Annotated in this window: 17 protein-coding genes; 8 read left to right on the plus strand and 9 right to left on the minus strand. The window is 59.6% G+C overall.

The window, feature by feature from the left end:
• Nucleotides 1-5: 5 nt before the first annotated feature.
• Nucleotides 6-1,466: an AMP-binding protein gene (locus BLT89_RS10045; protein ID WP_090194668.1), complete on the minus strand. Its 1,461-nt coding sequence runs from the start codon at nt 1,464-1,466 to the stop codon at nt 6-8.
• Nucleotides 1,450-2,154: a thermostable hemolysin gene (locus BLT89_RS10050; RefSeq protein WP_090194670.1), complete on the minus strand. Its 705-nt coding sequence runs from the start codon at nt 2,152-2,154 to the stop codon at nt 1,450-1,452. Before BLT89_RS10050 ends, BLT89_RS10045 begins: the two co-directional genes overlap by 17 nt.
• A 280-nt stretch (nt 2,155-2,434) precedes the next feature.
• Between BLT89_RS10050 and BLT89_RS10055 the strand changes: the two genes are divergently transcribed.
• Nucleotides 2,435-3,832, plus strand: coding sequence for an OprD family porin (locus BLT89_RS10055; RefSeq protein WP_090194671.1), 1,398 nt, complete (start codon nt 2,435-2,437; stop codon nt 3,830-3,832).
• A gap of 79 nt (nt 3,833-3,911) precedes the next feature.
• On the opposite strand, the gene BLT89_RS10060 is transcribed toward BLT89_RS10055, so the two are convergent.
• Entirely contained in the window at nt 3,912-4,274 is a 363-nt protein-coding gene (locus tag BLT89_RS10060) for a PaaI family thioesterase (protein ID WP_090194673.1), read from the minus strand.
• A 406-nt stretch (nt 4,275-4,680) separates the two neighbouring features.
• On the opposite strand from BLT89_RS10060, the gene BLT89_RS10065 reads away from it, so the two are divergent.
• The 3 genes from BLT89_RS10065 (at nt 4,681) to BLT89_RS10075 (ending at nt 8,526) form a co-directional block, all read left to right on the plus strand.
• Nucleotides 4,681-5,652, plus strand: a complete 972-nt coding sequence (locus BLT89_RS10065) for an IS110 family RNA-guided transposase (protein WP_090193324.1) — start codon at nt 4,681-4,683, stop codon at nt 5,650-5,652.
• 196 nt (nt 5,653-5,848) lie between these two features.
• Nucleotides 5,849-7,564: a proline--tRNA ligase gene (locus BLT89_RS10070; RefSeq protein WP_090194675.1), complete on the plus strand. Its 1,716-nt coding sequence runs from the start codon at nt 5,849-5,851 to the stop codon at nt 7,562-7,564.
• Between the two features lie 8 nt (nt 7,565-7,572).
• Complete coding sequence (locus BLT89_RS10075; protein WP_090194677.1) at nt 7,573-8,526, plus strand: hypothetical protein; 954 nt, start codon at nt 7,573-7,575, stop codon at nt 8,524-8,526.
• Between the two features lies 1 nt (nt 8,527).
• Here BLT89_RS10075 and BLT89_RS10080 read toward each other — a convergent pair whose 3' ends face one another.
• On the minus strand, nt 8,528-8,998 hold the full coding sequence (locus BLT89_RS10080) for a TlpA disulfide reductase family protein (RefSeq protein ID WP_090194679.1): 471 nt from the start codon (nt 8,996-8,998) through the stop codon (nt 8,528-8,530).
• Between the two features lie 30 nt (nt 8,999-9,028).
• On the opposite strand from BLT89_RS10080, the gene BLT89_RS10085 reads away from it, so the two are divergent.
• Nucleotides 9,029-10,441, plus strand: a complete 1,413-nt coding sequence (locus tag BLT89_RS10085; protein WP_090194681.1) for a pilus assembly protein PilZ — start codon at nt 9,029-9,031, stop codon at nt 10,439-10,441.
• A gap of 14 nt (nt 10,442-10,455) precedes the next feature.
• Here the strand turns inward: BLT89_RS10085 and BLT89_RS10090 are convergent, their stop codons facing one another.
• A complete protein-coding gene (locus BLT89_RS10090) occupies nt 10,456-11,685 on the minus strand; it encodes a YihY family inner membrane protein (RefSeq protein WP_090194684.1) in 1,230 nt (409 codons plus the stop codon).
• Nucleotides 11,686-11,796: 111 nt separating this feature from the next.
• Between BLT89_RS10090 and arsC the strand changes: the two genes are divergently transcribed.
• The 3 genes from arsC to BLT89_RS10105 are packed head-to-tail and all read left to right on the plus strand — an operon-like array spanning nt 11,797 to nt 13,152.
• The gene (gene arsC, locus BLT89_RS10095) at nt 11,797-12,150 is read left to right on the plus strand and encodes an arsenate reductase (glutaredoxin) (protein WP_090194685.1); all 354 of its coding nucleotides are present in this window, start codon (nt 11,797-11,799) and stop codon (nt 12,148-12,150) included.
• Nucleotides 12,147-12,752: an NAD(P)H:quinone oxidoreductase gene (gene wrbA, locus BLT89_RS10100; protein WP_090194687.1), complete on the plus strand. Its 606-nt coding sequence runs from the start codon at nt 12,147-12,149 to the stop codon at nt 12,750-12,752. Before arsC ends, wrbA begins: the two co-directional genes overlap by 4 nt.
• A complete protein-coding gene (locus BLT89_RS10105) occupies nt 12,745-13,152 on the plus strand; it encodes a DUF2069 domain-containing protein (protein ID WP_090194689.1) in 408 nt (135 codons plus the stop codon). The genes wrbA and BLT89_RS10105 overlap by 8 nt, the downstream gene beginning before the upstream one ends.
• A gap of 15 nt (nt 13,153-13,167) precedes the next feature.
• Here BLT89_RS10105 and hda read toward each other — a convergent pair whose 3' ends face one another.
• The 4 genes from hda to BLT89_RS10125 are packed head-to-tail and all read right to left on the minus strand — an operon-like array spanning nt 13,168 to nt 16,610.
• Complete coding sequence (gene hda, locus BLT89_RS10110) at nt 13,168-13,872, minus strand: DnaA regulatory inactivator Hda (protein WP_090194690.1); 705 nt, start codon at nt 13,870-13,872, stop codon at nt 13,168-13,170.
• Nucleotides 13,869-14,963, minus strand: a complete 1,095-nt coding sequence (locus BLT89_RS10115; protein WP_090194692.1) for an AI-2E family transporter — start codon at nt 14,961-14,963, stop codon at nt 13,869-13,871. Before BLT89_RS10115 ends, hda begins: the two co-directional genes overlap by 4 nt.
• A complete protein-coding gene (locus BLT89_RS10120; RefSeq protein WP_231975007.1) occupies nt 14,960-15,523 on the minus strand; it encodes a CDP-alcohol phosphatidyltransferase family protein in 564 nt (187 codons plus the stop codon). Before BLT89_RS10120 ends, BLT89_RS10115 begins: the two co-directional genes overlap by 4 nt.
• 22 nt (nt 15,524-15,545) lie before the next feature.
• On the minus strand, nt 15,546-16,610 hold the full coding sequence (locus BLT89_RS10125) for a DUF2066 domain-containing protein (RefSeq protein WP_090194693.1): 1,065 nt from the start codon (nt 16,608-16,610) through the stop codon (nt 15,546-15,548).
• Nucleotides 16,611-16,738: the final 128 nt, after the last annotated feature.

Here is a 16,738-nt window from a genome sequence, read left to right on the forward strand (position 1 = left end):
ACTCCTCAGACAGTCCCGGCCGCCAGGCTCGCGGCGATGGCGGATTGATAATGTTGATTAAGGGCCGCCCGGCGCAGGCGACCATTGGCCGTAGCCAGACCGTTAGTCGCATTGAAAGGCTCGGCGGCGCGCAGCCAGTGATGCACCCGCGCATAATCCGGCAGATGCCGGTTGACCCCGGCGATGGCAGCGGCGATCTCGGCATCGGTGGTCGCAGCAAAACGCGCCACGATAATGGCTACATTTGCCGGCATGGCCTCACCCTGCAGCCAGGCCTGGGCGATGGGTAGTTGCTGCACCAACTCCGACTCGACCCACTCAGGATTCACATTGCGCCCGAACGCCGTGATGAACTGGTGCTTCTTGCGCCCGTGCAGTACCAGGTACTCGCCTTCGAAATGGCCCAGATCACCGGTCGCCAGCCATTCGCCAGCCAGCGGCGGTTCACCGACATAGCCGAGCATCTGCGCGCCCTTGACCAGCACTTCGCCATCGGCTGCCAATTGCACCTGCAGGTGCCCGAGCGGCTGACCAACCGCTCCCGGCTGACGCTGATCCGGCGCGTTCAGACAGACCACCGAGGCGCACTCGGACAAGCCATACCCCTCATACACCGGCAGCCCCAGTGCATCGGCGCGCGCCAGCAATTGCGGCGCCACCCGCCCGCCACCCACAGCGATAAAGCGCAACGATTTCGGCACTGGCAAACCGCGCTCGGCAGCCGTCACCACGGCCAGCAACAATTGCGGCAACAAAATCAGACTGTGCGGCTGCACCCGGTTCAACGTGCCAAGAAAGCGCGGCAGATCGAAGCCGCTGGCACCCTGCAGACCGATCTGCGCCATCGGTGCCAGCTCGATACTCGCTCCCGCCAATAACGGCGCGTACACCCCGGCAATATTTTCCAGCAGGGTTGCCAGCGGCAGCACACACAGATGCTTGTCTACTGCACACGGCAAGGTGGTTTGCCAGAGACTTTGCGCAACACGCAATTGCAGGTCCGCGTCCAGGCAAACGCCTTTGGGTTGACCGGTGGTTCCCGATGTATAAGTGATTTTCAGCGTGCCTGACGGCAGCTCGGGCACCTGTGATGGAACCCGCTGCATCAGTTGCCGCGAGGTCTCGACAAAGCCCCACTGCCTATATAAGGAAGGCTCAGCCACAATCAGGCAGTCGACACCGGCACTATCCAGTACATGCTTTTGCTGATCGGCAGAAAAGAAACCCGGAAGCGGCACACAGACCACACCAGCCTTGAGCGCAGCCAGATCCCACAACACCCAGTCGATACCGTTATCCAGTGCCAGTGCCAGACGTTTTGCCCCAGCCTGACGCAGCACCTGCGCACGTGCACCGATTTCGCCCACCAACGCCGCATAACTCACACGCCGGCCCGCCTCAATCAATGCCGTACGCCCGGCATACTGTTGCCAGCGCTGAAAAAAATTCTCAAGCACAGGCGACATGGCTCATCCCGTCAACCGTATAAAGCCCTTCAAAGCCGAGGCGCTGATACAAACCGCTGCGAAGCAGGCACTGGTGGCCACCCATGATGTCGCCGACCATTACCTGCGGGTTGGTGACGTAATAACTGCCCCAGTCGGACAGTTCGCCGCCCATGCATTCGCCACGGGCCTCACCCACCGCCAGAGGATTCAGACCCAGACGCTGGAAACTGTTGATCAGCAAGGGCGTACCGGTGAAGCTGATCCAGCGAAACCCCTGGGCTACCAGCAGATCGGTCAGGGCCACGATCAGCAAACGCGCACTACCTGGTGCCAGCGTGCCCAGATTGCCGACTTCGACAATTTCGTTACGATCAAGCACACGCACGTTACACTGCGCCTGTTGCTGCCCGATCAACTGCTCGATCGGCTGCACAAGGTAACGCTCCAGAAACAACGGCCCGGAAGCCGCACTGCGTAAGCCGACCGCGCCGCGCAAGATGCCGGCGCTATCCACAAGCGCCAGCAAACAAGGCATAAAGTGCTGAATATGCGCCCCGTAGCGCTCGAAAAAACGCTCGCGAATAAAGTTTTCAACCAGCATCCGGCATTTCTGGCCCGAATTCTGCTTAACCATATGCAACGCAAGCTCAGGCTCCCGACCAATACGGGCAAGCGTCTCAGTCTGCTGTAACCACAACTGCTTCATGGACATGCCACACCGTTCAGAAAAAGCTGGTGGACAATGTGGGCCAGCAAACTTAAGGGCAGCTTAAGGCTGAAAAATGAATGGCCTGAAGCCGGTAAAAAAGACAAAATGGCTACGCAATCACGGCATTCCCCGTGTAAAAATTGTAAAAATTGAAAGGTAATCCTCGCGTTAAGGCAAAACCTGCTATAAAGTTTCGCCGATACAATTTGTAATAGTGCTGACCATTCAACAACATAAGTTGAAACAGCAGTCCGTTCAAAACCAAAGGAGTAATCCCATGCAAGTGATGAAGTGGAGCGTAATGGCTCTGGCAGTCGCCGCCGCAACCTCGCAAATGGCTTATGCCACCGAGCAGGACGATTCAACCACCAACGTAATGCCTGTTGAAGAAGTCTCCAGCCAGGCAGCATCGAATGGCTTCTTGGAAGACGCTGATCTTCAGCTGAAAAACCGCAACTTTGCTTTTTACCGCAATAACAAAGGCAACGCTCCTGACGAGCAAAATTACAGGAACGAGTGGGCTCACGGCTTCATGACCACCTTTACCTCGGGCTTCACCCAGGGCATCGTTGGTTTTGGCGTTGACGCCTTTGGCCAAGTTGGCCTGCAACTGAACAGTGGCCAAGGTCAGGGCGGAACTGGCTTGCTTCCGGTAAATAACAGCAAGTCAAATGAAGGCCAGAGCGAATATGGCTTGGCTGGCGGCGCTGTTAAAGCTCGCGTATCTGAATCTGTTCTAGCCTTTGGTCAGCAGCGCCCGGCAAGCCCAGTGTTTGCAACTCCAGATAGCCGTTTGTTGCCTGCTTGGGCTACCGGTACCTCATTTGCCAGTGACGAAATTACTGATCTGCACATCCAGGGCGGTCATTTCTATTCAGGTAGCGCCTCGAATGGAACCAATCAGGATGGTGAGCTGCAGACAACCTATGGTGAAACACCTTTCAATACCGCTGACTACATCGGTGGGGATTACACCTTCAACGACAACTTGGGCATAGGTCTGCACGCTGCCAAGTATGACGACCTGTGGAATCAGTATTACGCCGACCTGTATCACACTTGGGATATGGGAGACGAAATGTCCCTCAGCACCAGCCTGAACTATTACCACACCCAAGACACTGGCAATGCTAACGCCGGTGATATCAGCACCAACGCCTACAGCGGCTCTTTGGCATTCGCGATTGGCGCTCAGACTTTCACCATTGCCCATCAGGGCGTAAATGGTGATACGCCTTTCGACTATGTCAGCATTGACGGATCAGCTGGCGACTCCATTTGGCTGGCTAACTCCCTGCAGTACTCCGACTTCAACGGTCCTGGTGAAAAGTCCTACCAAGCTCGTTACGACCTTGATATGACTACCCTTGGTGTTCCAGGCTTGAGCTTCATGGCGCGTTACGTAACCGGCGGCCAGGCTAATGGTACTGGCGCTGATTGCAGCTCGAAAGGCGCTTATTGCGGTGCAATGGGCCACAGTGGTGACGAGTGGGAACGCGACCTGGAAGTCAAGTACGTAATCCAGGAAGGCGCCGCCAAAGACCTGTCATTCCGTGTGCGTCAAGCAACATGGCGCTCCAACCAAGACTTTGACTCTGGTTACTTTGGCTCGAACGGTGCTAACGCAGTCGACGAAATCCGCATCATCACCGAGTACCCGCTGGACATTCTGTAAGTCCTGCTTAAGTACTTGGCTCCATGAAAAAACCCGGCTTTTGCCGGGTTTTTTCATTTCTGCAGCCTGAAAGTGCCAATCAAAGCGGCAAGGCATAGGTGCCGGTCACGTGCGCCACCAGCTCATCCTCCGCGCCTGCCGAAAAAATTCCCACCTCGCAGACTGCCTGCCGCCGGGACAGACGCAGGATGCGCGCTTCCGCCAGCAAATCCAGCGCTGCCGGCTTGCTGAGAAAGTTGATATTCAGATTGGCCGTCACCGCCATCTCGACCCGCCCCAGCCGCCCCAGCACCACCGCATACATGGCCGCATCGGCCAGCGCCATGATGGTCGGCCCGGACAAGGTGCCGCCTGGTCGCACCAGCTTGCCCTGATACGGCACCCGCGCCCTGGCACCCTGCACATCCAGGCGATCGATCCGCAGATCAATATCCTCCGCCATCGGTACTCCGCTGCGAATCAGCCCTTGAACTTGCTCTGCCGTTAATTCACTCAATGTACTGAACCTCCTTGAATTGGCTATGCCCCGCTACCTGCTGGAACAATCACCCGGGGCGGGCTTCGCCCACCAAAAGCATGCTGACGCGGCGCTGGGCTGAAGCCCACCCTTGTATCTCGACAATCACTCAGTTACTGGGTGATTGTATCCGACAGATCATCGGAAGCAGGGTCAGAAAGACGAGCCCACCCTCAGGCCTTGAGTCTGTGACGTAGATAGTTCTTCGACCCTGCGCACTCACTCGTGAAGTTCGAACGGTATCTTGAGCCAGCTTTGCGCGAGAGCTCGCATTGACAAGGTTGAACAGAGTGTCGTGATGATCAAACGGATCAACTTGAGGAGATCGACCATGTCCAGCGTAGTTGGTATCGACATTGCCAAAGGCAGCTTTGATATTGCCACCCTTCAGATCAACGACAAGTACCGCACCAAAGCCCGTCTGCCGAATAATCCCAAGGGGTTTGATGCCCTGCAGGCATGGCTGGGCAAACATGCCACGGCCGATGCCTGGCTGGTGATGGAGGCAACCGGTATTTATCACCTGGCGTTGGCTGAACACATGTACAACCTGGGCTATCAGGTTGCAGTGATCAACCCTGCGTGCATTTCCAGCTATGCCAAGAGCCAGTTGCAGCGGGTCAAAACCGACAAGGTCGATGCCAAATTGATCGCACTTTATGGCCAGCGCCATAAAGATGAGCTTGTCGCCTGGCAGCCCGAACCCCTTGCGCAGCGCCGCCTGCGTGCCTTGGTACGGCGTCTGGAAGACCTCAAGGGGCTTGAGCAGATGGAGCAAAATCGATTGGATGTCTCTGATGCCAGCGTGCAAGGCTCTATCCGCTCGGTCATCCAGCATTTGGAGCAAGAGATTACGGCGACCCTGAAAGCCATCAAAGAACATATTGATGATGATCCTGACTTGCGTGGCCAGCGTGAACTGCTGGTCAGCATTGACGGGATCAGCGATAAAACTGCAGCGTTGATAATGGCCGAGCTGGCGAATCCGTTACGCTTCAAGAGCTCCCGCGCCGTTGTCGCATTCGCCGGGCTGAACCCTCGACTGCAAGAGTCCGGCAAGCACAAAGGGCATGTGCGTATATCGCGCACGGGGTCCGCAAGTCTACGTGCAGGTTTGTACATGCCGGCACTCGTGGCCATGACGCACAATCCGGCAGTAAAAGCCCTGAGTGAGCGGCTAAAAGCCAAAGGCAAGCCGGGTAAACAGATCGTCTGCGCAGCGATGCGTAAACTTCTACACATTGCTTACGGCGTATTGAAGTCAGGCAAGCCTTTTGATGCTCAACTGGCTATTGCGCACTGACCGGCAAGACGGTATCTACGAGGCGGGAATGGGGATTATGCGTAACTCCCCCACCTTTCTGACACCCTCCCGAAAACGCGACAAGAGCGCAACGGCTGTACCCGCTTACGGAGCATCTGGTGCCTGTACGCGCATTGACCAGCACCGTACAATGCGCAGCCTACCCCTGCCTCCGCAAACGACATAACGGCCAACCATGCGTACCAGTCAGTATCTGCTTGCAACCCTCAAAGAAACCCCCTCCGATGCAGTGGTGATCAGCCATCAGCTGATGCTGCGCGCCGGCCTGATCCGCAAGCTCGCCTCCGGGCTTTACACCTGGCTGCCGATGGGCTTGCGCGTACTACGTAAAGTCGAAGCCATTGTCCGCGAGGAAATGAACGCTGCCGGCGCGCTGGAAGTACTCATGCCCGGCATCCAGCCGGCTGAGTTATGGCAGGAGTCCGGACGCTGGGAGCAGTATGGCCCCGAGCTGCTGCGCATGAAAGATCGTCACCAGCGCGACTTCTGTGCCGGCCCGACCCACGAAGAAGTGGTTACCGATCTCGCCCGCAACGAGCTGAACAGCTACAAGCAGTTGCCACTCAGTCTCTACCAGATCCAGACCAAGTTCCGCGACGAAATCCGCCCGCGCTTCGGCGTCATGCGCGGTCGCGAGTTCATCATGAAGGACGCCTACTCCTTCCACGCGGACCAGGCATCCCTGCAGCAGACCTACGAGCGCATGCATCAGGCCTACTGCAATATCTTTACCCGCCTGGGTCTGAACTTCCGGCCGGTACAGGCCGATACCGGCTCCATCGGCGGCACCGGCTCCCATGAGTTTCATGTACTGGCCGAGTCCGGCGAAGACGACATCGCTTTCAGCGACAGCTCCGACTACGCCGCCAATATCGAAAAAGCCGAAGCTGTTCCCCGTGAAACCACACGCGCAGCAGCCACCGAGGAATTGCGTCTGATCGCTACGCCCGACGCCAAAACCATTGATCAACTGGTCAGCCAGTTCAATCTGGCCATCGAGAAAACCATCAAGACGCTGGTGGTGCATGGCGCGGAAAAGGGCAAGCTGGTAGCCCTGATCGTTCGCGGTGACCACGAACTGAATGAAATCAAGGCCGCCAATCACGAACTGGTCGCCAGCCCGCTGGTGTTTGCCAGCGAAGCGGAAATCCGCGCTGCCCTCGGCGCCGGTCCTGGCTCGCTGGGCCCGCTGAACCTGCCAATTGCCTGTGTGATTGACCGTTCGGTGGCTTTGATCAGTGATTTCGGCGCTGGCGCCAATATCGACGGTCAACACTATTTCGGCATCAACTGGGATCGCGACTTGCCGCTACCACCGGTTGCCGACCTGCGTAACGTGGTGGCCGGCGATCCGAGTCCCGATGGCCAGGGCACACTGGTGATCAAGCGCGGCATCGAGGTCGGACATATCTTCCAGCTGGGCACCAAATACAGCGAAGCCATGAACTGTCAGGTGCTCGGCGAGAACGGCAAACCGGTGATCCTCACCATGGGTTGCTACGGCATCGGCGTCACCCGTGTGGTGGCGGCAGCCATCGAGCAGAACAATGACGAGCGCGGCATTCGCTGGCCAGCCGCCCTGGCACCCTTCCAGATTGCTCTGGTACCCCTGAAGTACGAAACCGAAGCTGTGCGGGCTGCCACCGACACCCTGTATGCGCAACTGACTGCTGCCGGCTACGACGTGCTGCTGGATGATCGCGACAAGAAAACCAGCCCCGGCGTGAAGTTTGCCGATATGGAACTGATCGGCATTCCGCACCGCATCGTGGTCAGCGATCGCGGCCTGAATGAAGGCAATCTGGAGTACAAGGGTCGCGATCAAAGCGAAGCACAGGTCCTGCCGGCAGCGGAGATCCTGTCGTTCATCGCGCAGCGCATCCAGGGCTGAGACAGAGCATGCGAACCTCCTCCGCACTGTTCCGTCTGGGTCCGCTGCTGTGCATTACGCTGTTGAGCGCCTGCGCCAACCATTTGCCGCAGCGTAGCGACCACGAGGCCCGCGCAGAACGCAAATTGCTGGATCACAGCTTGCGTATAGATGCGGAAGCGGACAAGCCCATGGAGCTACCGCAACGGCGTATCAGTATTTACGATCAGCAGACCTTCGATGTCACCGACTTCGAGGTTACCCGCACCTACGACCGCTATACGCCCTATCAGGCCTGGCGTGAAATCTATGAAATCCCCGCTGGCGCCGTAGCCGTGGTTGCCGGTGTCGGGGCCAACGTGGTTAACGTCATCGCACTGGGCAATGTGCCGCAAAGCGCCACCCGCGGCTGGATCGAATACGGCATGGCCGGCCTGAATCCGGCGATGAATGTGCAGTCCAACGGTCGTGCCGAGCAGAGTCTGGCCTCCCTGAATGAAGTGCAGACGGTGCAGCGCAAGGAACAGATCAGCCTGCCCTGGGCCGAAAGACCGGTGCAGGTCAAAGCCGGCAAGCAAACCCATGAGCTGATGACGGACCGCCGCGGCTTGCTGTTTCTCAATCTGCTGGATGGCCCCTTGGCCGATCAGGACCTGACGCACGTCAACAAGCTGATTGTCAGCGTCGAAGACCCGAAAGACGGTACCCGTCAGGAAGTCACGCTGACCGTCAGCAAGGCCTTGCGCAACAAACTGCAGGAAGCTCACGAGCTGATTTTCACCAACCTCGAGGACGATGATGCGAGCCAGTGGGCTTACCGCGTCAATCGTCTGGCGCAACTCGGGATGGAAGATGAAGCCAGCGAGCTGGAGCAGAGCCTGCTGGAACTGACGCGCAACGATCCCGAATTGCAGAGCGAATTCCTGCACGCCCTGAAACAGAAGACTGGCCGCCAGCCGGCAAGAGCCGATACTACGCCCTGAGCTAAGGCTCCTGCTGCAAGGTCTTCAGCCTGGCGGCAAGCCCGGCGGCGGTCTGCTCGCCCATCAATTGCTCGCGCAATCTGCCTTGCGGGTCGATGATGAAGGTCACCGGCAGCCCGCCGCTGCGCGGCAACTGCAGGCGCGCAGCAGGATCCTCCGTCAGCACCGTAAAAGTGAAGTCGAACTCGCGGATAGCCTTCTGCAAGTCCTCGCCCTGCAGGCCGTCATAGTTGACTGCAAACACGCTGACCCCCTGATTTTTCAGCTGTTCGGCCAGCAGATTGAGCTCCGGGATCTCTTTCCGACAAGGGGGACACCAATCCGCCCAATAATTGACGATCAACCACTGGCCTTCGACGCGCGTAGCCGGTACCTTTTGTCCATGCTGATCAGTGCCGTAATCCGCGCTGCAACCACTCAGCAGTATTAATGCCAGAGAAACCAAAATGACCGCAGGAAATTGCATGCGCATGTCTGTAATCCTTGATAGTGCAGCCTTTATATGAGCCTTGATGCGCTGCGCCTTGAGGTACCCGACCTGATCGAGGATCGGCCTGAAAGCATTCTGGCAGAGCTTGCAGAAAGACTGGCCGAAGCTCGCAAGGTTTCTGCCGAAACCGGTCTGCGTGACATTCTGGCGCTGCTGTTCCGTCTTAACCGCTGCAACCTGACCTTACTGGAAAGACAACGCACGCTGCAAAGCTTCAGTGTTGAATATCAGTTCTATTCCAAAGCATTCCAGAGCAACAAAACACCCACAGCGCTGTTTATCCGTCTGAACCATGAAATGGCCACCGGCTTCAAACGCCTGCTATTGCAGATTCTTCAGGGCCGCAACCCTTCCCGCCCGCACCTGGCCTGGTGCCTGTATATGGCCGTGCATTTTCTGGCACACAGCATGTTGCGGCATTACCAGATTTATCAGGAGCCGCCGCCCAGCATGTGGCGCGACAGTCACCTGCTGTACTGGATCGGCGAGCACCAGAACTGCCTTGACGAGCTGATTGCGGCAGCCTTCATCCCCACGCCGGCGAATACCCTGCGCGGCCTTTACCAGCAAATGCTGTTGCTGGCGTTGAGCAACCCGTTTCATCTGGCCGATGGTGAAGCCTTCGAGCTGTTTGGCGCACTGGCTCCGATTGCCGCCCTGGGGCGTCTGTTACCCTGGGATAGTGAGGATGAAAGCGATGGGCCAGTGGTTGATCTTGGCGAATCCGAACCCTGCCTGAGCCCCAACCAGAAGGTCACCAGCTCCGCCGAGCATTTGCGCCGCTTCGAGCTCGGCGCACTGCTGGTAGCCCTGCATGAACCGGCACCCTTGCAGAGCAAAGCGCAGCACGCTTTGCTCGAGAATGTCAGGCCGCACTGGCTGGGGCGTATGCAGCGTCAGCACGAACGCTCCGAAACCAATGGCAGTTGCAACCTGATCATCGGCCTCGGCGATGTGCACAAACACCTGATGGGCAACCCGGTCGAGCAGTCCAGCGTCCAGATGCTCGACTCCAGCGCTGGCGGCACCTGTGTGCTGTGTAACGGTGATCAGGGCAGCGAGCTGCTGGTTGGCCAGCTGCTGCTCCTGCTGGGCGGCAACGGCACCTCGACACTGGCCATGGTGCGCTGGCGCCACCTCAACAGTGAGGGGCTGCATCTGGGACTGCGTTACCTGAAGGGTTTGCCGCGACCGATCTGGCTGCGGCGTGCACCCGGCACCCAGGCGCGCCCTGCTGTGCTGCAAAGCACCCCTGAAGCAGGTAATACCTGGCAGCATGGTCTGTGGCTGCCAGTGGACCAGTTCGGCGAGGGTGAAAGCCTCTGGTTGCAGCTGATAAGTGTCAACAGCCAGACCGTCATCAAGTTACCGGCCGCCAGTCTGACCACACCCTGTGTGAGCCGACATCCACTGACACTGGCCTGAGCCATAAACCCAGCTCAGCCTTGTGACTCCGGTGTCGCTTCCAGCCATTGCGCAAGACTGCCGGCAAACAGCGCAGCCTGATCCTCGCGCTGCTGCGCCAGCGCCGAGCGCACGGCCGGATACCAGGGTTCATCCAGCTCTGCAGGCATGCTCTGCGGCGCGGGCAATGGCCAAGGGCAACGCTGCAACAGGGTAGCCAGGCTGTAATGGTTAAGGTCACGACTGATCACCCACTGGTCGGAGCCGGAACGACAGACCAGTTTTTCCTCCTCCAGAAACTCCAGCAGATCCAGCCATTCCTCATTCGCCAGCGGCCAGCCGGACTTTGTCAGTCCCGCAAGGCTCAGCCCGGCTCCGGATTGCTGCTTGTCATGCAATACCCGCAAAACCCCCAGCAGGCTCAGCAGTCTGGGCAATTTGCGTTGCTGTGCGGGGCTGGAGTACGACAGGCTGCACACCAGCTCCGCACCGAACAGTATGATCAGCCAGCACAGATAGACCCACAGCAGGAACAGCGGCACGGCGGCAAAGGCACCGTAGATGAGCTCATAGCTGGGGAACAGGCCGACATACACGCGAAACAACTGCTTGGCCGCCTCGAACAGGCCTGCGGCGAACAGCCCCCCCACCAGCGCATGTTTCACCGGTACCCGTGTGTTGGGCACCGTGGCATAGATGAGCGTAAAGGCAGCGATACTGCAGATCAGCGGCAGCATGCCGAGCAAGGTAGCGGCACCCGGCAACGGGTGAGGTCCGGAAAGCAGCGTCAGGGAGGCAATGTAGGTGCTGATGACAAAGCCGACGCCGAGTAATAACGGCCCGAGACTGAGGATCGCCCAGTACAGCAGAAAACTCGAGACACCCCGCCGCGGCTGCCGGATGTGCCAGATGACGTTGAAGGCCGCCTCGATGTTGAGCAGCATCAGGTAGGCGGTGACGGCCAGCGCCAGGATCCCGACCCAGGTCAACTGCCGCGCCTGCAGACTGAAGCCCTGCAGGTACTCCTGCACCGTGGCCCCTGTGGAAGGCACGAAATTGCTGAAGATGAAGGTCTGGATCTGCCCGCCCATGCCGTGAAAGAACGGAATCGCCGAGAGTATCGAAAAGGTTACCGTCATCAGCGGCACCACGGCGAACAGCGTGGTGTAGGTCAAGGCTGCAGCGCTGCTGGCACCGCGATGGGCCAGAAACCGCCCGACCAGCGCGCTCCAGAAGCGCAGATGCTGTTTCACCCGATGCACCATCAAAACTCCTTGTCGAAAAGCACATTCAACGACGATTTGCCTGCGTTAGCACGATCAAGCAGCAGCGCTGCGGTTAGAATAGCCGCCTGAATGCATAACCTGTGACCTGCCATGACCGAGCTTACCTTCTATCACAATCCGCGCTGTTCCAAATCCCGCAATGCCCTGCAGCTCCTCGAAGCGCGCGGCGTGCATCCCGATGTTGTTCTCTATCTGGACACACCACCCACGGCCAGTGAACTGTCCGCATTGCTGGTGAAACTGGGCATCAGTGCGCGACAACTGCTGCGCACGGGCGAGGAAGCATACAAAAACCTGCAACTGGCCGATGCCGGCCTCAGTGAGCAGACCCTGATAGAGGCTATGCTCAGCCACCCGAAACTGATCGAGCGGCCGATACTGGTGGTCGGCGACCGCGCCGTTATCGGTCGCCCGCCGGAAAAAGTGCTGGAGCTACTGCCATGAGCACGCCGTTCATTCTGGTGCTGTATTACAGCCGCCACGGCGCAACCGCTGAAATGGCCCGGCAGATTGCCCGCGGCGTGGAACTGGGCGGGCTGGAGGCGCGACTGCGCACCGTCCCGGCGGTTTCCAGCGAATGCGAGCAGGTCGCTGCGGAGATTCCGCAGGAAGGCGCCCTGTATGCCACCCAGGAGGATCTGAAAAACTGTGCCGGTCTGGCTCTGGGCAGCCCGACCCGTTTCGGCAATATGGCTGCACCGCTGAAATACTTTCTCGACGGCACCAGCAGCCTGTGGCTGAGCGGAGCTCTGGTCGGCAAGCCCGCCGGTGTGTTCACCTCCACCGCCAGCCTGCATGGCGGCCAGGAAAGCACCCTGTTATCCATGTTGCTGCCCCTGCTGCACCACGGCATGCTGGTTGCCGGCCTGCCCTATAGCGAATCAGCCCTGCTGGAAACCCGCGGTGGCGGCACACCGTACGGCGCCAGCCATCACGCCGGCGCCGATGGCAAACGTGCGCTGGATACCCATGAGGCCCACCTGTGCCGGGCGCTGGGTCAACGCCTGGCCAAACTGGCCCTCGCGCTGGAGAAAGCCCGTGTCTAAATCCGCCAAGCCCTTGCCTGCCATTGAGTGGCTGGAGCCACGGGTGAAACTCACCCACGCAATCAGTCTCGCCTGCTTTGCCAGCCTGGCGGTTGTACTGCTGGCATGGAACCTGTTGCTGGCCGATCTGCATGGCGCACGCACCTGGGTGGTGCTGGCAATCGAGCTGCTGCCCCTCGCCCTGCTTGCACCCGGCATGCTGGCAGGCAACGCGCGCACCCATGCCTGGTGCTGTTTTGTCGTCAATCTGTACTTCATTCAGGGCGTACTGGCAGCTTTCGACCCCAACCGCATGGCCTATGGCTGGCTGCAATCGATCCTCAGTTTCGTGCTGTTCTGTGCCGCGCTGATGTACACCCGCTATCGCTTCCAGTACGAGCGCAAGCTGGCCGGCGAGTGAGAAACCACGAGGTAATTACCAGCCCAGGGTTTCCTTGAGAAACGGGATGGTCAGTTTGCGCTGAGCCTGTAGCGAGGCCTGATCCAGCTGTTCCAGCAGCTCGAACAGGCCGTTCATGCTGCGCGAACCGCGATTGAGAATGAAGGCTGCCACCTCGTCCGGCAGTTGCAGCCCGCGGCGCGAGGCACGCAACTGCAGGGCATGCAGTTTGTCATCCGCAGCCAGCTCGCGCAGCTGGAACACCAGCGCCTGGCTCAGGCGTGACTGCAAATCCGCCAGCTGCAATTGCAGTTCCCGAGGCGCTGCGCTGGCACTGAGCAACAAGCGCTGACCGGCATCGCGCAAGCGGTTGAACAGATGGAACAGCGCTTCTTCCCAGTCAGCCCGCCCTGCTACAGCATCAAGATCATCCAGACAGACCAGCGCACAATGCTCCAGTCCTTCGAGCAGGGCCGGCCCATGCTCGACCAAGCCGGCCAGAGGCAGATAAACCGCCTGCTGGTCTAGCTGTTCCAGTTGCAGGCAGGCCGCCTGCAGCAAATGACTGCGGCCAACACCGGCACCACCCCACAGGTAGATCAGGCTTTCGGTCCAGCCGGCATCCGCCTGGCACAGCCGTTCGACATAACCCAACGCAACCGCATTGCTGCCCGGATAGAAATTCTTGAAAGTGGCGTCATCGCGCAGACGCACACCAAGGGGTAACTGGATCGGTTTCATTCAGGCTCGCGGGTGTCTTCAGGTACTTCTGCCGGTACCTGATACAAATCGGAAAGTTTATATAAATCATTGGCATGCCTGAGCATGACCATTATCACTGCGGCCGCCGGCAGGGCCAGCAGAATACCGACGAAATCGAACAGCTGGCCACCGGCCAGAATGGCAAAAATCACTGCCACCGGATGCAGGCCGATGCGATCACCGACCAGCAGCGGCGTCAGCAGCATGCCTTCAGTCAGCTGCCCGACGGCAAATACCAGCGCCACGCCGAGCAGCGGATAGAGTTCCATGCCGCCATGCTGAAACAGCGAGGCAATGACGGCTGCCGCGCTGCCGATGACGAAACCCATGTACGGCACTATGCTGGCCAGCCCGGCGAGCAGGCCGACCAGCAAGCCCAGATCCAGACCGATGATGCTCAAGCCGACCGCATAGATCAGGCCAAGCCCCAGCATCACCAGCAACTGGCCACGGATAAAAGCCCCCAGCACGTCATGACATTCACCCGCCAGGCGTACCAGCACCGGCTCGATGCGCCGCGGCAACAGCGTCCGCAAGCGGATCATCAGCTGGTCCCAGTCACGCAGCAGGTAGAAGCCCACCACCGGCACCAGCACCACATCGGTCAACCAGCCCAGCAGCGCGCGACCGGAGGCCGTGGCCTTGCCCAGAACCATGCCGAGAATATCGCCGGTCTGGCCGACATGTCCGGACAGCGCCTGTTTGACATGATCCAGCCGCCAGAAGCCGTCCGGCAGCCCGAGCTGCACCTGTATCCAGGGCAAGGCGTGCTGCTGCAGCCAGTCGAGCAGTTGCGGCGCCACTTCATACAGGCGCACCAGCTGGCGGCCCAGCAAGGGCACCAGCACCACAAACAGGGCCAGCAGAATCAGGCTGAACGCCGCAAACACCAGCACCACCGCCATCGTGCGGGACAGCTTGAAGCGCTGCAGACGGTCAACCAGTGGATCGCCCATGTAAGCCAGCAACATGGCTACCAGAAAGGGCGCGAGAATCGGTGTCAGCAGGTACAGCAGCCAGACCAGCAGCGCCACACCCGGCAACCAGAGCCAGCGAAAGTTTGCGGTCATCTAACCGGCTCCCTGCGTGCAGAAATGAATTTTCCCAGCCAGACCCTGCAGTAATCCGCCCCGCTGGCCAGGGTTACCAGTAACACCAGCCACTCGAGCACCCCGTGCACCTCGACAAACGCCGGCTGGATACTCAGTTCAAGCAGCAAGGCGAGCACCAGCACGATCTGTAACAGGGTAGACAGCTTGCCCAGCAGGCTGGGGCGAACGCCGAACGGGCCGATCACTGTGCGATAGACAATAGCACCGACAACCAGCAACAGGTCCCGGCCGAGTACCACCAGGGTTAGCCAGACCGGCAATTCGCCGACGATGCTCAGGCAGATGTAGCTGGTAACCAGCAATAATTTGTCGGCCAGCGGATCGACTAGCGAGCCGAAGCGGCTGACCCAGCCGTAGCGCCGTGCCAGAAAGCCGTCCAGCCCATCGGATGCGCCCGCCAGGGCAAACCAGATCAAGGCCTGGGCATGCTGCTGTTCCAGCAGCAACCAGGCAATGGGCACCGTCATGCCCAGACGCAGCAGGGTCAGCAGATTGGGCAATTGACGCAGTATCTGCATAGACGGCCTCAGGGCCTGAGGCTTACCAGCTGAAGGTCAGCACATTGGCCGCAGGTGCAACAGCTGCCGGCGCCACGGCTTGCGCACCGGCCTGCTCCACCGCCGTAGTCAACGGGCTCAGCTGCGGTACCGGTTCGGCCGCTACTGCAGTCACTTCGCGCAACTGACCCAGCGCCAGCTGGGCACGCAGCTGCTCGGGACTGGCATTGACCTGATACGTCAGGCTGTTGCCCTCGGCCTTGTGCAAACGCGCATTAAACGGCTTGAGCAGGCGATCCAGCTCCGCCATGCGCGGCAGATCGACCCCTTGCACAACCAGCGTAATGCTCTGCGCAGCGCCCGGTGCAGCGATAAAGCGCGGTGCAAGCCGCTGGCTCACCGCCAGCATCACCGCATCAGCCAATGCAGCCTGATCAGCCGCTTCGAGCGTACCCTGTTCCCGACTGTCGCCCAGCCACAGGCGCCACTGAGCCTGCCACTGGTCACCGGCCGGTTGCGCGACCACCCCCAACAGGGCATCGGCTGCATAGCGCTGCGAGGCTGGCAACAAAGCATCCGGCTGGGCGGCGCTCAGGCTCTCGCTGGTAGCCACCAACTGCTCCTGCAAGTCCGCCAGCGGCAGCCTGATCGGCAAGCCGCGGTTCTGTGCGGCAGCCTGCACCGGGGCAGCCTGCTCCTGACTGTCACCGACCAGTGTGCTGCTGCCGTCCTGCTCATTCAGCCACCAGACCAGCAGCAGTGGTCGATTGGCACCCCACAAGGCAAGACCGGCATCACGCAGGCGACTCTCGGTGGTCAGGGGATCAAAATTCACCACCAGCGTACTGCCCTCCACGCCATACTGACTGACCAACTGCTGGGGATCCTTGCGCAACTCGGCCAGCCCCGGCGCCTGCAACGCTGCGCTATCGCCGGTGAGCCTCACCACCAGGATATCCAGTGCCCGATTCAAACCTGCCACACGATCCTCCGGTTGCTGGCTGGAGACAGCTGTACGTACCTGATACAGGCCGCTGGTAGGTGCCGCCAAAGCTGGCAAACTGATGGCGGACAGGGCTAAAACAAACAGGCGGGTAATCAGGCGCATCGGATTCTCGGGGGGAATGGGGCGAAGGACAGGCGTATACCTTAAACAGGCGCCCTGCGCCCGGCAACCATTGTTGTAACCGGGGGATTTTGCCGGCCCGCGAAAAACCCCCGTGAAGCACAGCAATC

The sequence above is a fragment of the Pseudomonas pohangensis genome (assembly GCF_900105995.1).
Taxonomy (GTDB): domain Bacteria; phylum Pseudomonadota; class Gammaproteobacteria; order Pseudomonadales; family Pseudomonadaceae; genus Aquipseudomonas; species Aquipseudomonas pohangensis.

What these genes read in the sequence shown, in the direction of transcription:
- BLT89_RS10045 (WP_090194668.1), bottom strand. Translation starts at nt 1,466, where the DNA reads ATGTCGCCTGTGCTTGAGAATTTTTTTCAGCGCTGGCAACAGTATGCC.
- BLT89_RS10050 (WP_090194670.1), bottom strand. Translation starts at nt 2,154, where the DNA reads ATGAAGCAGTTGTGGTTACAGCAGACTGAGACGCTTGCCCGTATTGGT.
- BLT89_RS10055 (WP_090194671.1), top strand. Translation starts at nt 2,435, where the DNA reads ATGCAAGTGATGAAGTGGAGCGTAATGGCTCTGGCAGTCGCCGCCGCA.
- BLT89_RS10060 (WP_090194673.1), bottom strand. Translation starts at nt 4,274, where the DNA reads ATGGCGGAGGATATTGATCTGCGGATCGATCGCCTGGATGTGCAGGGT.
- BLT89_RS10065 (WP_090193324.1), top strand. Translation starts at nt 4,681, where the DNA reads ATGTCCAGCGTAGTTGGTATCGACATTGCCAAAGGCAGCTTTGATATT.
- BLT89_RS10070 (WP_090194675.1), top strand. Translation starts at nt 5,849, where the DNA reads ATGCGTACCAGTCAGTATCTGCTTGCAACCCTCAAAGAAACCCCCTCC.
- BLT89_RS10075 (WP_090194677.1), top strand. Translation starts at nt 7,573, where the DNA reads ATGCGAACCTCCTCCGCACTGTTCCGTCTGGGTCCGCTGCTGTGCATT.
- BLT89_RS10080 (WP_090194679.1), bottom strand. Translation starts at nt 8,998, where the DNA reads ATGCGCATGCAATTTCCTGCGGTCATTTTGGTTTCTCTGGCATTAATA.
- BLT89_RS10085 (WP_090194681.1), top strand. Translation starts at nt 9,029, where the DNA reads ATGAGCCTTGATGCGCTGCGCCTTGAGGTACCCGACCTGATCGAGGAT.
- BLT89_RS10090 (WP_090194684.1), bottom strand. Translation starts at nt 11,685, where the DNA reads ATGGTGCATCGGGTGAAACAGCATCTGCGCTTCTGGAGCGCGCTGGTC.
- arsC (WP_090194685.1), top strand. Translation starts at nt 11,797, where the DNA reads ATGACCGAGCTTACCTTCTATCACAATCCGCGCTGTTCCAAATCCCGC.
- wrbA (WP_090194687.1), top strand. Translation starts at nt 12,147, where the DNA reads ATGAGCACGCCGTTCATTCTGGTGCTGTATTACAGCCGCCACGGCGCA.
- hda (WP_090194690.1), bottom strand. Translation starts at nt 13,872, where the DNA reads ATGAAACCGATCCAGTTACCCCTTGGTGTGCGTCTGCGCGATGACGCC.
- BLT89_RS10115 (WP_090194692.1), bottom strand. Translation starts at nt 14,963, where the DNA reads ATGACCGCAAACTTTCGCTGGCTCTGGTTGCCGGGTGTGGCGCTGCTG.
- BLT89_RS10120 (WP_231975007.1), bottom strand. Translation starts at nt 15,523, where the DNA reads ATGCAGATACTGCGTCAATTGCCCAATCTGCTGACCCTGCTGCGTCTG.
- BLT89_RS10125 (WP_090194693.1), bottom strand. Translation starts at nt 16,610, where the DNA reads ATGCGCCTGATTACCCGCCTGTTTGTTTTAGCCCTGTCCGCCATCAGT.